The 15,241-nt window shown below is 61.0% G+C and carries 14 protein-coding genes; 4 read left to right on the forward strand and 10 right to left on the reverse strand.

What is annotated here, in order from left to right; translation table 11 throughout:
* Positions 1-5 precede the first annotated feature (5 nt).
* The 8 genes from ACR65T_RS07190 to ACR65T_RS07225 form a co-directional block, all read right to left on the reverse strand.
* Positions 6-1,322, reverse strand: coding sequence for a nucleotide sugar dehydrogenase (locus ACR65T_RS07190; protein WP_434495833.1), 1,317 nt, complete (start codon positions 1,320-1,322; stop codon positions 6-8).
* On the reverse strand, positions 1,319-2,269 hold the full coding sequence (locus ACR65T_RS07195) for a Gfo/Idh/MocA family protein (protein ID WP_434495834.1): 951 nt from the start codon (positions 2,267-2,269) through the stop codon (positions 1,319-1,321). The genes ACR65T_RS07190 and ACR65T_RS07195 overlap by 4 nt, the downstream gene beginning before the upstream one ends.
* A 4-nt stretch (positions 2,270-2,273) precedes the next feature.
* Positions 2,274-3,827 (reverse strand): PfkB family carbohydrate kinase, encoded by a 1,554-nt coding sequence (locus ACR65T_RS07200; protein ID WP_434495835.1) that lies wholly within the window; start codon positions 3,825-3,827, stop codon positions 2,274-2,276.
* 97 nt (positions 3,828-3,924) lie between these two features.
* Complete coding sequence (locus tag ACR65T_RS07205) at positions 3,925-4,935, reverse strand: NAD-dependent epimerase/dehydratase family protein (RefSeq protein WP_434495836.1); 1,011 nt, start codon at positions 4,933-4,935, stop codon at positions 3,925-3,927.
* Positions 4,932-5,945, reverse strand: coding sequence for an NAD-dependent epimerase/dehydratase family protein (locus ACR65T_RS07210; RefSeq protein WP_434495837.1), 1,014 nt, complete (start codon positions 5,943-5,945; stop codon positions 4,932-4,934). The genes ACR65T_RS07205 and ACR65T_RS07210 overlap by 4 nt, the downstream gene beginning before the upstream one ends.
* On the reverse strand, positions 5,942-6,715 hold the full coding sequence (locus ACR65T_RS07215) for a transaldolase (RefSeq protein WP_434495838.1): 774 nt from the start codon (positions 6,713-6,715) through the stop codon (positions 5,942-5,944). Before ACR65T_RS07215 ends, ACR65T_RS07210 begins: the two co-directional genes overlap by 4 nt.
* A 9-nt stretch (positions 6,716-6,724) precedes the next feature.
* Positions 6,725-7,249 (reverse strand): D-glycero-alpha-D-manno-heptose-1,7-bisphosphate 7-phosphatase, encoded by a 525-nt coding sequence (locus tag ACR65T_RS07220; RefSeq protein ID WP_434495839.1) that lies wholly within the window; start codon positions 7,247-7,249, stop codon positions 6,725-6,727.
* Positions 7,250-7,285: 36 nt separating this feature from the next.
* Complete coding sequence (locus tag ACR65T_RS07225) at positions 7,286-7,849, reverse strand: SIS domain-containing protein (protein ID WP_434495840.1); 564 nt, start codon at positions 7,847-7,849, stop codon at positions 7,286-7,288.
* Between the two features lie 376 nt (positions 7,850-8,225).
* On the opposite strand from ACR65T_RS07225, the gene ACR65T_RS07230 reads away from it, so the two are divergent.
* The 4 genes from ACR65T_RS07230 (at position 8,226) to ACR65T_RS07245 (ending at position 11,843) form a co-directional block, all read left to right on the forward strand.
* A complete protein-coding gene (locus ACR65T_RS07230) occupies positions 8,226-9,350 on the forward strand; it encodes an NAD(P)/FAD-dependent oxidoreductase (protein ID WP_434495841.1) in 1,125 nt (374 codons plus the stop codon).
* A gap of 138 nt (positions 9,351-9,488) precedes the next feature.
* Positions 9,489-10,604: an SbmA/BacA-like family transporter gene (locus ACR65T_RS07235; RefSeq protein ID WP_434495842.1), complete on the forward strand. Its 1,116-nt coding sequence runs from the start codon at positions 9,489-9,491 to the stop codon at positions 10,602-10,604.
* Between the two features lie 37 nt (positions 10,605-10,641).
* Positions 10,642-11,343 (forward strand): VIT1/CCC1 transporter family protein, encoded by a 702-nt coding sequence (locus ACR65T_RS07240; RefSeq protein ID WP_434495843.1) that lies wholly within the window; start codon positions 10,642-10,644, stop codon positions 11,341-11,343.
* Between the two features lie 68 nt (positions 11,344-11,411).
* On the forward strand, positions 11,412-11,843 hold the full coding sequence (locus ACR65T_RS07245) for a cupin domain-containing protein (RefSeq protein WP_434495844.1): 432 nt from the start codon (positions 11,412-11,414) through the stop codon (positions 11,841-11,843).
* Between the two features lie 56 nt (positions 11,844-11,899).
* Here the strand turns inward: ACR65T_RS07245 and ACR65T_RS07250 are convergent, their stop codons facing one another.
* Complete coding sequence (locus ACR65T_RS07250) at positions 11,900-12,946, reverse strand: class I SAM-dependent methyltransferase (protein ID WP_434495845.1); 1,047 nt, start codon at positions 12,944-12,946, stop codon at positions 11,900-11,902.
* 174 nt (positions 12,947-13,120) lie between these two features.
* Positions 13,121-15,163: a L,D-transpeptidase family protein gene (locus ACR65T_RS07255; protein WP_434495846.1), complete on the reverse strand. Its 2,043-nt coding sequence runs from the start codon at positions 15,161-15,163 to the stop codon at positions 13,121-13,123.
* Positions 15,164-15,241 lie beyond the last annotated feature (78 nt).

The raw sequence follows: 15,241 nt of genomic DNA on the forward strand, positions 1-15,241 counted from the left end.
TAGCATTAGACGATTCCCGCGCTCGAGTTATGGCGAGACCCGAGCGTGTAGTAATCGAGGCCGGCCGCCGCGGCGGCGCGTGGATCGAGTAGGCGATAGGGATCAATGACAATGCGACCCCGCATCGTCCGAGCTATTTCCTCAACGCCAACTCGACGATAAGCGGGCCAGGGCGTCAAGATCATCAAGGCGTCGGCGCCTTCTAGCGCCGCGAGCGGCGAGTCGACGCCCGTCAATCGCGCATGAGAAATTGCGCTTGCTTGCACCACAGGATCATGCGCGACGAATCGCGTTTCTGGCAGACCCGTGATCGTTGCGACGGACGGCGAATTCTTAATTGAATGCGTATTCTCCTTGTAGGCGAGGCCCCAAACCGCGATCGTCGCCTCGGGCTTTTCACGAAGCAGAGCGGTCGAGATCGTGCGACGCGCCCAATCGCGGCGGCGCCGGCTGTTATCGATCCATGCGCGCACGACGCCCGCGTCCGTTTCGAAACGCTCGGACAATGCAACGACCGTCGCAAGATCACGTTCGAGATTCCCGCCTGCGATCCCCAATCCCGGCGAGAGATAGGCGCTTGGGCCGATGCGGGCGTCGAGCTTCAACGCGGGAACGATCTCGGACCACTCGGCCCCTATATTTTCACAAAGTTCCGCCAGCGTGTTGGCGACGCTGATCGAAGACACCAAGCAGCAGTTGATCGCGATCTTGCAGAGTTCGGCGCTCTCGTAGCTCATCGGGATCAACGGACATCCGAATGCGGAGAGCAACGCCTTGTAGCGCGGCTCCAGCGGCGCATCGGAATCCGCGCATCCGATAATCGTTCGCTCCGGATGCAGCGCGCGCGCCATGGCGCGGCCAAACACGAGCGTTTCGACCTGATAGTAAAGCCGCTCCGGCGGAACTGCGCGCACGCCCCGCGTAAAACCCGGCGGCACCTGACAAAGAATGACGAGAATCCCATCGGGCCGTAGCGCCTTCGCCACCGCCTCGATAATGGCGACGATCGGGCTAAGATCGCTTTGGCCCCTATCGTCGGTCGGCACGTCGTATGAAATATAGACGATGTCGCATTCCGCGAGCCGCGAAAGATCGTTGGTGAAGGCTTGCCGAGCGCCATTGGCGCGCAGGAGCTCATCCAGATCCGGTTCGTCGATCGGAGGCTGGCCCGCCGAAAGCCGCCCGATTAGTTGCGAATCGGAATCATAGCCGATCGTCTTAAAGCCTTTCGCCGCGACGGAGGTCGCGGAGACGATTCCAAGGTGGGTCATGCCGGCGAAGCCGACGATAATATCCGAAGCGTGCTTGATTGCGGAAGTCATGCGTCTTGCCTGCGGCGTCGCCGCGATTGTTCGAGAACCACTTCCTCGAGTCGCGCCAACACGTCTCGCAGCCATAGGTCGTTTGAGAGGTCGGTCTTTGCTCGAGATTGGCACATGCGCTTGAAATGCTCGTATTCGACCTTCCAAGTCGGATCGTCCTGCACGAGCGTGACCGCCTGTTCCGGCGGGCGCCCCGACGGAAGAATTCGCCGTCGCATCGTAAAAGTCGACGGACCCCATTTGCACAGCGATTCAATGTGAGCGCTGCCGTTTTCTGCAAGGATATCGCAAGCGAAGTGATTGCGCCATGAGAGCAGCGTCATTTCGAGTTCGATGCGACATGCGCCGTCTTCATTGCCGATAATGACGTGATCGGGCGACTTGTTCTCAAAGCAGTTGACGGCGACCAGTTTGAATCTCGCATCGATGTCGCCGAACCAGAAACGGCATGTGTCCAGAAGGTGCGAGCCAAGATCCGGTAGCACGCCGGCCCCGCTATCGCGCCATTCCGAATTTCGCACGAGGCGCGCCGTTCCATTGCCGTAGAACATGCGACAGGAATAGATCCGCCCCAGTTCGCCCGACGCAATGAGGTCGCGCATGCGCACGAAATGCGGTTCGAAGCGATGATTATAGGCCGTGTAGCAAACGACGTTCGCGGCGCGCGCGAGGCGCCCGAGTTTGTCAATTTCTGAGGCCGTACGCGTCCATAGCGGCTTTTCGACCAGCGCGTGCTTTCCATTCGCCAGCAGGTATTCAAGAATTGCGAATTTCGGCTCATCGGGTATGCAGCACAGCGCCGCATCGAAGCTATCGAGCGGAACGTCTTTTATGTCTCGATAGTCTGCGGCGGCATTGTAGGGGTCGACGGTCGCGACGAAGTCTTCGCCGGCAAACGCACGCCTTTTATGTCCCTGGACCCCGAGGCCGACAACGATCACTCTCATGGCGCTATACGTAATTCGTTTGTTTTTCCACCGCATCCAGCTTTTCCAAAATTTGCTTGGGCGCGATGGGCGCGTTGCCGTCACATTCGCACTCGCAAGCGGCCGCGAGCAGACCGACGATGGTTGCCTGCGTCGGATCCTTCGTGGCGAGCATGGCGAGCGTCGAATATGCGAGGAGCGCATCGCCGGCGCCGACGGGGTCGACGAGAGTCTCGACAAAGCTGTCGAGCACGAAAAAGCTATCCAGCGATTCGTGATCTGTGCTTTGGCAGACGAGCACCCCGCGCTGCCCGAGCTTAAGGATCAGCAATTTACATTGCGCCTCATCGAATATCGCGGACGCCAGAGGTCGAATGCCTGAGTCCTGATCGCCCAGCGCAAATCGCGCCTCGCGCTCATTCGGCGTAATCAGATCGAAACCGCGAAATTCAGTGATGTTTCCCCAACGGCTCGCGACCTGGCTGTCGGCGACGCGATACGCATTCGCCGGAATCGCCTCGATGAAATCGGGTATCGTGCGGCGATTGAAGATACCGTGACGGAAATCGGCATAGATAACCGCATCAGCGCCGCTGTTGCGCACCGTATCGGTCATCTTGTTGCACATGGCGTCCGTAATTGAGTTGTTGTCGAGCGTGTCGACTTTCAAAAGGCGATAGCCGCCGACGACGATTGCGTTCTTGTTTACCGTGGGACGACCGCGCTCCGTCACGACCGAGACATCGACGCCGGCCCGCTGAAGGTCGTTCAGAACAAATTCGGCGTAGGCGTCATCGCCCAACACGGTGCAAAAAGAGACGTTCGCTCCGGCGGCGCGGCAGTGCTTCGCGACGATCGCCGCTCCTCCTGCATAGTCCGTTTTCGACTCGAACAGAACGGACAAGGTCGGGGTCTTGGTCTGGCCTCCGATCATGACGCAATTGGTGTAGCTGTCGACGATCGTGTCGCCGACCACATGAACGCGATAGTCGGAAAGCGCATTTATCGCGCGGCGCAGGTCTTCGAAGGAAATTCCCTTCCTCTCCATGATGATTTGGAGTTTTTCGAAGCGAAGCTTGGGAGCTTCGAGTTCAATGAGCTTCGAAGAGGAATAAACGATGTCGCCGGGCGTGAAGACGATCTCGCCGCCATAGGCGCGCACGGCTTCCGCTTCCTCCGCGGTCTTCGGACGCAACCCGGTTGTTGTGTATTCGTATCCTTTTGCGAAGAGGTCAGGCTGAATGAGTTTCAGATTGGCGAGCGGCGTCGCATTGACGTCCACGACCACATAGTCAACCATCTCGAGAGCGGCGAGATTGAGCGCGCGCAAGTCCTGCGGCACGTGCGGCCGATGAAGCCCCTTCGTGATGTGCGCGTCGGCCGTTATGCTCGTAATCAGAATATCTGCTTTGCTCTTGGCGTAAGCGAGATGCCGAATGTGGCCGGGATGAACCACATCGAAAACGCCGTGGCACATTATTGCGCGCTTTTCGCGCGGCATAGGACCGAGGATTGTGCGCAACTCTTCCGGCGTCTTGATTTTGCGGCCATAGAGTCGATTGAGTGAGCTATTGGGCATGAGCAACTCTGAGAGAAAGCATCCTCGGTTGGAGTGAAGGCTTCGGTTGGGCCCCTACTCGTCGCGAGTCTTGTATCAAACTACTCCGCGTGCGGACTCATATCCGAGCCGCGTCGCCTCCAAGAAATTCGAACCAGGTCTTCGTCGCCTTTGCGATCGACTCGGGATCCCAAAGCGGAGCGTCCTTCCAATGATGTATCTGCTGCATCATCCTCGGCGCCCCCTCTTCAAACGGAACTTTCGGCCGCCAATTGAGAAGCGTAGAAATCTTCGTTATGTCCGCCCAGGTGCAATCGGGCTCGCCCGGCCGCTTAGGCACATAGACCACGTCGCCGCCGAGCAGGGACACGAGTTGATTGATTGATTTCGGAGCGCCGGCGCCGACATTAAAGCGCTCGCCGACGATATCCGTTTCGGCGGCGGCAAGAAACGCTTCGGCTACGTCCGTTGCGTAAATGAAGTCGCGTGATTGCGACCCGTCGCCGACCACAGTGTACGGCTTGCCCGCGAGTTTCTGGCGAAAGAAGACGCCAAAGACGGCGCCATATGCGCCCGTGGTGCGCACGCGCATGCCGTACGCGTTAAATATGCAAATCGAATTGACAGGGAGCCGGTAGACGTTTCCCCAGTGAAACACCGCTTGCTCGCCCTGATATTTTGAGAGAGCGTAAGGATATTGCGGCGCGATCGGGTGATCCTCGCGCGTTGGCGTCGCGGCGAGGCCATAGCAGGATGAAGATGCCGCATAGACGAATTTTTTCACCTTTGCGGCGCGCGCGCATTCGAGCGTACGGACCGTTCCCTGGACATTGATGTCCATGTAATCGATCGGGCGCTCGATTGACGGAACGATGTCGCCAATGCCTGCAAAATGAAAAACATAGCGGCAATCCGAGAAGATCGGATCACCGGGCGCCAGCGTGCGTATATCTCTCCAATGACAGGCGAGGTCCGAGTTCTGCGCATGATGCGCAAGATTCGCTTCGCGCCCGCCCGACAAGTCGTCGATCACGCGAACGCAAAATCCGCGATCCAGCAGCAGGTCGACCATATGGCTCCCGATGAAGCCCGCGCCGCCTGTCACCACAGCAATAGGTTTGTCGTTCATGCTGCTTTCAATCTTTGCAGCCGCTTGACGTTGAAATAGGAGTCGTCGTCGAAACTGTTCGGCAAGCGATTTTCTCGGAAGGCGACGCAGAGTTCGCGCACCGCGTCCTCGATCGTGCGCCGCGGCTGAAAGCCCAGCGCGCGCGCGATCTTGTCCGAATTGATGTGATACGAGCGCAGATCGTCGCTCGGCGTCGTCACGATTTCGAGATCGCCTCGTTCGGGATATTCTTCGAGCACGACCTTGCGAACCAGTTCGGCGATTTGCATCAAAGAGAGATTTTGATATCCGACGTTGAAGATCTCGCCTTGGATCTTTTCCGCCGGCGCCTCCAGAAACATCTCCAGCGCGTCGACATAGTCCTGAATATGCAGGTTTGGTCGTAATTGTGAGCCGCCGAAAACCGTGATCCTGTTCTTGTTCACGGCGTGATTGGTGAGAATGTTTACGGAGAGATCCAATCGCTGGCGCGGCGCGTAGCCGCACACGGTCGCCGGACGGAAGGTGACGCCCGTGAAACCGTCATCTATGTGTCTGTTGAGCAGCGGCTCGCACATTCCCTTGTATTTATTGTAAAGCGTCAGGGGCACGAGCGGATGGTCTTCCGTCACCTCGGGTTGGTCGGAGACGCCATAAACCGAAGATGAAGACGCATAGATGAAGCGCTTGACGCCCGCGTTTTTGGCCGTGAGCACCATTGGCTCGAAGGCCTCCAAATTCACCGAGGTCGAGAGCCGCTCATCGAGTTCGAAGCTGGCGTCATTGGAGATGCAGGCGAGGCTCAAGAAAGCATCGTGGCCAGCGACCGCAGCGGCGAGCTTCGCTCTGTCGCGTATGTCGCCCTGAACCACTGTGAGGTTTGGGTCGTCTTTCGGCAGGAATTCGCAACCGAAATACATGACGTCATACACGGTCACCTTGTAACCAGAGCGAAGGAGCTGTGGAACGAGGCGGCTCCCGCAATAGCCGGCCCCGCCTGTAACGAAAACTCGTTCGAACAGTCGCGTCATCGAACATCCTCGCGTATGTCGTTTACGCCGCCGACGTCGGCGGTCGATTTTTGCTGCGCGACGTCGATGTCGAATCCCGAAGCCGTCGCGTCGCGATAGAACATTTGCACCGTCTCGAGAGAAAACTGCGTGAGATCCTTTCCAACCAACTCCAGCTTGGAAAGAATGCCGGGCGTGGCGGTGATGATATGGCAGCCCGCCTCCTGCGCGTGAAAAACGTTTAGCAACTCGCGCGGGCTCGCCCAAAGCAGCTCCGCTCGCGGGCGCGACGCAAGCGCCGCGCGGCAGGCCTTCATGTGAGGAACAGGATCAACGCCGGTGTCGGCGATTCTCCCGGCAAAGACCGAAATAATCGCCGGCGTTTCGGGCGCGAGCGCCGCGGCCACGTCGCGAACCTGCTCCACTGTCATGATCGCGGTGACGTTGAGCGTCACGCCTTCGCTAGACAGCGCGCTCAGAATAGGGCCGGTAAACTCGCCCTTCGTATTAACAACTGGAATCTTGACGTTGACGTTTGGGCCCCAACCGGCAATGACGCGCGCCTGGCGCGCCATCTCGGAGAGGTCGTCGGCGAATACTTCGAATGAGACGGGACGATCCGGAATCGCCGCGAGCACCTTGCGCGCGAATTTTTCGTAGTCGGCCACGCCGGCTTGGCGCATCAGCGTCGGATTCGTCGTGAAGCCGACGATCTTCGGATCGCGATACATGGAGATCATTTCTCCAAGATCGGCGCCGTCGGCAAAGAGTTTAATGAAAATTTTCGGCATGAGCGACTTTCAGCTGTGTTCTTGTGGCATTGATAATATCCAGTCGGCGGCCTCGGAAAGCGAGCCGACAATTCTGTTCGGGCGTTCAGGAGGCTGTTCCGCCGTATAGCCGAGATCTATGAACACGGTGCGGCACCCGGCCGCAGCGCCGGCTTCTACGTCGCTCGCTCGATCGCCTACCATGAAGCTCTCCTTGAGATCGAGCCCGATTTCGCGCGCCGCTTCCAACAACATTCCAGGCCGCGGCTTGCGGCAGGCGCACGGGCTCACGTTCGTATGGCAGCAGATCTTTATCGCGTCCAGAGGCATTGCGTGGCGAAGTCGGAGGCTCATTTCATCGACGATCTCACGCGCAACTCGGCCCGCCCCCACATCTGGCTGGTTTGAAACGACGACGGTGAAGAAGCCTGCTTCCTTCAACCTCGTAACGCACCTCGGCGCGTCCGGATAAATGGCGAATTCCGCGAGAGTCGTCGGTGCGAAACTGCGGCCTTCGCGAAACTGCGGCACCACGAGAACGCCGTCACGATCCAAAAAAACGGCGCGTCGCGGCCCGAACATCCTTGGCTCCTACCACTTCGTCCCACGCGACTGAAGAGCTGGATGAGACACGAGGCAATGCCAGACGACTGCCTGAAACGCTTCGGAAAGCGGCGTCACGCGGCCGGCGTCGACCTGCGGAATCACGACCACCACGTCGCCATGGGCGCTGGCGTGGCCGTCGGCGCGACCCACGATCGCAAAAACGCGGGCGCCACGCTGCTTTGCAAGATCGATGGCCTTCACAAGATTGACGCTGACATTGCGAGCCGCGTTCCCGCCCCCAACTGAAAAGACGAGGATTGCGTCGCCGCTGGATAGCCGGCTGACCTCAAGCCATCCTGTGAAGATCGTATCCCATCCCTCATCATTGGCCCGAGCCGTCAGCTCCGAAACATTGTCCGTCGGCGCATAGGCTTCGATCCCGCACAATTTTCGAAAATCATTCGCCGCGTGACCACAATTTCCCGCGCTGCCCCCGACGCCCAATAAAAACAATCGTCCCTCGCGCTCACGCAATTGACTCAACTCTTGAGCGAGCCGCTCGACCACGCGGGCGTCAAGAAGTCCTGCAACCTCTCGTACCTGCTCCATAAAATCGATGACATGCGACAGGGCGGCGCTCCCGTTTAACAAGCGAAAGCTGGTTAGAATATCGCCCTTTGAGAGTCAATCCAGGCGACGCGTCGAATCGGTAGCGTCTCAACTTCATTTTAGCCACGCAATCACTTGCCGCAAGAGCAAGCCAGGGAAAGCCGACGCTCGAATGCGGCCTATGTCGAGCGGGTCAACCAGGTCATTGGCGACTTGGCGTCGCCGAAATGCTAATCTGTCTTTCGCCCCGAAAATACAACATGCGTCCTATAAATGGGTGAGCTGAGATTTAATCCACAAATCGCGCTGGACTAGACGACGAAAGCCAACAAAACGAGGCGCAGGGCGCACAAGAACGCGAGGCGGGCGAGCAAAGATGAGCGGTGCGAATTTTGACGTTGTCATCGCGGGCGCCGGCGTTGTCGGTCTCGCCGTGGCCCGCGCGCTCGGCGAGACGGGATACAAAGTTCTGGTTACAGAAAGCGCTCCGACGATCGGTTCGGGCGTCAGCTCACGCAATTCCGAAGTCATTCACGCTGGTCTGTACTATCCGCCCGACAGTCTGAAGGCGCGACTATGTCAGCGAGGCGCCGAGTTGCTCTATCGATATTGCCTCGATCGCGGCGTTGGATTCCGGCGGGTCGGAAAGCTGATCGTGGCGACGCAGCCCGATCAGGAGGCCAAACTCGATCAGATCGCTTCGAACGCGCTCGCGAGCGGCGTTCGAGACCTCATTCGACTCGAAGCGGCGGAGGCGCGCAAGCTCGAGCCGAGCCTTGCCTGTTGCGGCGCGATCCTGTCTCCGTCGACCGGTATTGTCGACAGTCATGGGTTGATGTTGGCGCTGCAGGGCGACGCTGAAGAGTCCGGCGCGACTTTCGCTTTCAACGCCAAAGTCGTGGGCGGCGCGGTGACGCAAAGCGGGATGACGCTGCATATTCGCGACCGCGCCAGCGACGACGTCTCCTCGCTTGAGACGAGGGCTTTCGTGAACGCCGCCGGGCTCGGCGCGACGACGCTCTCCCGAGCCATTGACGGATTTCCGGCCTCCATGACGCCGCAGCTTTATCTCGCGCGCGGTTGCTATTTCACGCTCTCCGGGCGTGCGCCTTTTTCCAGGCTCATCTATCCCGTTCCTGTGGAGGGCGCTCTCGGCGTTCATCTTACGCTCGACCTCGCCGGACAGGCGCGGTTTGGTCCAGATATCGAATGGATCGATGAAATCGATTACAACGTGGATCCGCGGCGCGCCGAGGCCTTCTATGACGAAATTCGTCGCTACTGGCCCGTCCTTCTAGACGGCGCCCTGCTTCCCGGCTACGCCGGCGTTCGACCGAAAATCTCGGGGCGGGGGACGCCTGCCGCAGATTTTCGCGTCGACGGGCCAGGCCAACACGGCGTCGCCGGCCTCGTCAATCTGTTCGGAATTGAAAGCCCGGGACTGACGGCCTCACTCGCTCTCGCCGAGCTGGTCCGCGATCGCCTCGGTGAGGCGCCTTGATGTGGAACTCACAACGCGACGCCCGCAAGTCCAGTCGTCGATATGGCTTGTGGCGCTTGTGGCTGGAGAACGAAAAGAGGTGGCTGGCTGCGAGCTGCACTCAAGTCGATCTGACAAATCTCGCACAAAGGGAATGACGTGATTCAGCGGTTCCTCTGGCTTGCGATGGGCTATTGGAAAGGCCAAACGCAACGCCCGGCGTGGGTTCTCTCGGTTGGATTTCTCATATGCCTTGTCGTGAACACTTACATGGCTCTGGCCGTGAATCGCTGGAGCAAGAGTTTCTTCGACGCGCTTCAAACGCATAAAGTCGATGAAGTTACCGGGGGAATTCTGCAACTCGCCATTCTGGCCGTCGGCGTCGGTCTTGCCTCAATCGCCACAACGCAGTTTCGTATGAGACTTCAGGTCAACTGGCGATTGTGGCTCACCGCCTCGCTCATTGAGAAATGGCTCGTCAACGAATCTCGCCAAGCATGCGCCATATCTCCCGCAATCGATAATCCGGAAGCCCGCATCGCCGATGACGGTCGGCTGGCGATCGAGCTTTTTGTCGATCTCGCCGGAGGCGTCATCAATATCTTTTTGGTGTCGGCCGCCTTCATCCTCGTTCTCTGGCAAGTCGGGGGATCCTATGAGTTTCTTGGCGTGGTCATACCCGGTTATCTGGTGCTCGCGGTCTTCGTCTATTCAGTGGTGACTTCGTTTTGCATGTGGGTGTTGGGGCGACCGCTGGTGGCAAGCGTCGAAGCAAAGGCCGCGGCGGAGGGGAACTTCCGCTATGCGCTCACCCGCGCCCGTCATGAGTTCGAGTCGAGAGCGGTGGTGGAAGCCGACGAGGACATCGATCGCGACATTGGCGATTACCTGCGTCACCCGGTCGTTAAGGGGGTGCCGATCATTCCGGAACGGCTGGCCGAGATCGACGCCAAGGGCGGAAATCCTTTCGACAGATTTCTCTTTCTGCTCGCAGCGACCTGGGGGCGCGTCATCCAGGGGCAGACAAAGATCGTTTTTTTAACGCATGCCAACAATCTTTTGGCTCCCGCTGTCCCCCTGTTGCTTGGCGCGCCGAAATATCTTGCCGGCGATTTAACGCTCGGAGATCTGATGCAGGCGGCCGCAGCCTTTTTGCAGGTGCAGCTTTCCCTCAATTGGCTCGCCGACAACGCCCTGAGCATCGCGAACTGGTCGGCTTCGGCGCGGCGCGTCGCGGCCCTTGATTTAGCGATCGACACGACACGTGAGGAATAGCGGTGCGCTTGCGACACCGCGCCCACCAAGAGGAAACATGAGCCGACTTCGCATCCACCGGGAGAGTCATCTCGTCCAGCGCATCGGCTGGCTGCGAGCGGCGGTGCTCGGCGCCAATGACGGCATCGTGTCGACCGCGAGCCTCATCGTCGGCGTCGCAGCGGCGCAAGCCACGCGCAATGATGTGCTCGTCGCCGGCGCGGCGGGGCTGGTGGCCGGCGCCATGTCGATGGCCGCGGGCGAATATGTTTCGGTCAGCTCCCAATCCGATACCGAAAAGGCCGACCTTGCGCGCGAACGTGCGGAATTGAGCGATTACGCCGAACTGGAACGAGAGGAGCTTGCGCAGATCTATGTCGAGCGCGGCGTCGACCTTGAGCTGGCGCGGCAGGTCGCTTCGCAGCTGATGGAGAAGGACGCGCTGACGGCGCATGCGCGCGACGAATTGGGCATTTCGGAGATCGCCAGCGCGCGGCCGGTGCAGGCGGCGTTGACGTCGGCCGTCACCTTCGCCGCCGGCGCCGCGCTGCCGCTCCTCGTCGCCGGGATCGCGCCGCAAGCTGCGATCATCCCCATCGTCTCGGCCGCGTCTTTGGGGTGCCTGGCGCTGCTCGGCGCCATCGGCGCGAAAGCCGGCGGCGCCGGCGTCCTGCGCGCCGCGGTGCGCGTGACCTTCTGGGGCGCATTGGCGCTGGCGCTGACGGCGGGCGTCGGCAAGATTTTCGGCATGACCGTTTAAAAAGGCCGCGACCGCCGAAGGGGTTCTATATGGCGAACGCAAGAAGCAGATTGCGAATGGAGCAGCAGATGATTCGCCTGGGGTTTGTCGCGGTCCTTGGTTTGTCGTTCGCCGCAGGCGCCGCCGTTGCGAAGGAGCCTGCGCCAGCAGAGGTCGTGACGGAAATCGCCAGGACGACAAAGACCGCCGTTGGGCAGCCGATCACGCTTCCGCAAGGTCCCTTAGAGGTCGTGGCTTCGATTTACACTCTGGCCCCGGGCGTCAGATTGCCGGAACATAAGCATCCGTATCAGCGCTACGCCTATATTCTTGAAGGGCAGCTGATGGTGCAGCAGGGCGATTCCGCGTCCCGCGTCTATCACGCGGGCGAATTCGTCATCGAGAGCGTCGACCGCTGGCATTTCGGCGCGACGGTCGGAGCCGTTCCGGTCAAATTGCTGGTCATCGATCAGTTGCCGCCGGGCGGCAACGTCACGATCAATCGGCCTGCGGCGCCATAACGGCAAGTCAGAACTCGCCCGTCCGTTAGACATCCGCGAAGCGTTTACGTGTCGCGCTAGAGCCGCGCCTCGAGGATCATGTTGAACGGCGTCGCCGCCGCCTTGCGGAAATGGGAGAAGCCGCCTTCGCGCACGACCTCGCCGATGCGCTTGGCGCCGGCCTGGGCGCCGAGCGCGAGTCCGACGTCCTGATTGAGCGAAGTCGGGACGCAGATGTGGGTCGAACCGGCGTAATAGACCCGCCCAACGGGGTTCAGATTTTCCGCGAGACTGTCGCCGGCCGCGGGCTCGATCAGCATCAGCGTTCCGTCTTCCGCCAAGACGTCGCGGATATGCGCGACGGCGCCGACGGGATCGCCCATGTCATGCAGCGAATCGAACATCGTCACGAGGTCGTAGCCCGCGCCGGCGAAATCCTGCGCCCGCGCCACTTCGAAGCGCACGTTCGTGCGCCCGTCGGCCTTCTCCCTCGCATGAGCGACCGAACCCTCATGGTAGTCGATCCCGACAAATTCCGAGTTGGGAAAGGCGTCGGCCATGAGCAAGGTCGAGACGCCATGTCCGCAGCCGACGTCTGCGACGTTCGCGCCGCGTTCGAGCTTGGCGGTCACCCCGTCAAGCGCCGGCAGCCATTCGGCGACGAGATGGGTTCGGTAGCCCGGTCGGAAGAAGCGCTCTACGCCGCAGAACAGACAATTGCAGTGGTCGCCCCAATGCATGCCCTTGCCGCTCTTGAAGGCCTCGGCGAGTTTGGGCTCGTCGTGAAAGATCGCCGACATCAGGCTGAAGCCTCCCACCATGAAGGCGGGGCTGTCCTCGGCGGCAAACACCGCCGTCTGCTCGGGAGACATCGAAAATTTGCGCGCCTCGGCGTCATAATCGACGAAGCCGGAGGCCGCTTGCGCGGAGAGCCATTCGCGCACATAGCGCTCGTGCGTGCCGGTCTTGTCGGCGAGTTCGGCGGAGGTGGCGGCGCCTTGCGAAAGCGCGCGGAACAGGCCGAGCTTGTCTCCGATGATCACCAGAGCCGCATTGGAAGCGGCGCCCAGTTCATTAACGACCGTTCCGAGCAGCGAGTCGAGCTTGTTCATGTCCAGGTTCATCGCTCACCTCCCAATGTGGATGGACGCGAGACGCGCTTTCGGCGATCGCGCCGGGCGCCGACATCACGCGCGCCGGCATAAGGTCGGGAGAATACAGGCGCGACTTCCAGCCGCCGAGCGCGTCGTCGCCTTGCGCTGCGCTTGATTTCGGTCGCTGCGAACCGCGACTACCGCCTAGCGCAATTTTATCGTCAGATCCGTGCCGTCGTTTCCGGTTTCGCCGCTGACCGGCTGGTCCGAGATGATGAGCGACGCTCCAGTCCATAACCGCTCTGCGATCCGCTCGCGAACGTCTTTTGGAATGTCGACGCGCTCGAGCGCCTCGGACGGGGTCGCGCTCGCCGGGCGCCAATCCCAGGATATGTCGGCTTTAGCATCGGCCGACGCCAGATTCCTCCTGCGCTCCGTCCGCGCCTCCGGCATCGAGACGACCGACCATTTGAGCGAACTCCCGTCCTCCTTGGCCGCCGTCGCAATATAAAGATGCGAGCCGAGCGGCGCGTCCGGCTCGCGGATCTCGATTGGCGCATCGAAAAGCGGCGAGAGGCCCTGGCGAACATAGATCCGCCGATCCTTCTTGCTGATCAGCACCGAGATGGGCGCCACGCGCCGCTCGGCTTCTCTTTGAGCGGTTGCGGCGGCGGCGGCGGTCGTTCTCGCCTCCTCCAAACGCCGGTCGGCGTCCGCCCGATCCGAGTCACTGGCGGCGAAGGCCGTTCTCGCCTGTTCGAGCTTTGCCGTGGCTTCCGCAAGCGCGGAGTCGGCGTTGATCTTCGCCTGCAGCGCCGCGTCCCGAGCGAGGAGAGCTTTTCCATAGGCTCTCGTCAGGCGGTCGGCTTTGGCTTTGGCAGGCGCGTCGCCCGCCGACGCGCTGCGTTCCGCCGTTACGGCCGGCTCGTGCTGGCTATCGGCCGCCGCCGTTGCAGCGCCGGATAATGCAGCGGCCGCGTCCGCTTTGGTGCGGGCCGAGGCCTGCGCGGCCTCTGCGGCGCGGAGCGCCGTCGCTGCGCGCGCGGCCTCTTTTTGCTTGAGTGCCACTTCGGCCGATAACGCCTTGACGGCTCTGTTGGCGGCGGCGGCTTCAGCCACGGCCTTGGCCTTGAGTTGCTGGGCATATTGGCGCGGATTCACCGTCAGCCGTTCGGCGGCGGCTGGACTTGAGGGAGCCGATGACGCTGGTTTGTCTGCCACATTTCCGAGTTTGGACTGCTCCGCATCCTGCTCGATCTTAGCGGCGGGCGCGTCGGCGGCGTCGAGCGCCGGCTGCTGCTGGTCTGCAGCGGGCGCGTCGTCCGAAGCGACCTCAGCGCTGGCTTCCTCCTTGGGCTGCTCGGCGTGTTGCTGCGAACTGGCGGTCGGCGCGTCGGCCTCGACGGCGGAGGGCTGTTGCAGATCGGCGGTCGGCGTGGCGGCTCCAGCCGTTTTGCCGTCAGCGTCGGCTTTGGGCTGCTCCGCCTGCGGCTGCGGAGCGATCGCGGGGCGATCTTCTGCGACGTGGAGAGGCGGTTCAGAGTCGGCCGCTGGCGCGCCTTTTTCTGCTTCTGCGGACGCGCGCATCTTCGGCGCGGGCAGCAAAGGGTGTTCGAATTCGGCGGGAAACACATCATGCGGCGAGATCACGACCCGCTCGCCGATTCTGGTCATGCCCCAGATCTTCGCCGCGAATGCGGCGGGCAGCCGGATGCAGCCGTGCGAGGCCGGATGTCCCGGCACGACCCCAAGATGCATGGCGATGCCGGACCAAGTGATCCGCTGCATGAACGGCATTGGCGCGCTGGAATAGATGTTGGATCGGTGGAATCGTTCGCGGCCGATGATGGTGAAAATGCCTTTCGGCGTCGGATGTCCGGCGACGCCTGTCGAGATCGCCGAACGGGCGACGAGGCCGCTATGGTTGTAGATCGACACCTGCTGGTCGGCGATGGAGGCGATGAGGAAGAGCGGCCGATCGATCGGTGCGACCTCGGGCTTGGCGTCGCGCAAAGACGCCGCGCCGCTTTTGTCGGCCGCCGGCCGGGAGATTTTTTTTCGCGCGGCCGGGCGCTGCGGGCGAGCGACGCGCTCTGGCGCTGGAACCGCATTGATGAGAGGCTCGCGGTCGCCCCAGAAATAATAGCCCTGCGCCATGGCGGGCGTCCGCGCAAAGCCGAGCGCCGCGGCGGCGGTCACCGCCACCTTCGAAAAAAGCCGGGCGCGAGAGCGCGTTCGTAAGCGCATGTGCCGCTCCAAACTGCGGTTGAGCACCTTCGGTACTAAGGCGAATTTGTTATTTAAACGATAATGAATGGCTAATAC

This window comes from Methylocystis sp., assembly GCF_051061285.1.
GTDB lineage: Bacteria > Pseudomonadota > Alphaproteobacteria > Rhizobiales > Beijerinckiaceae > Methylocystis.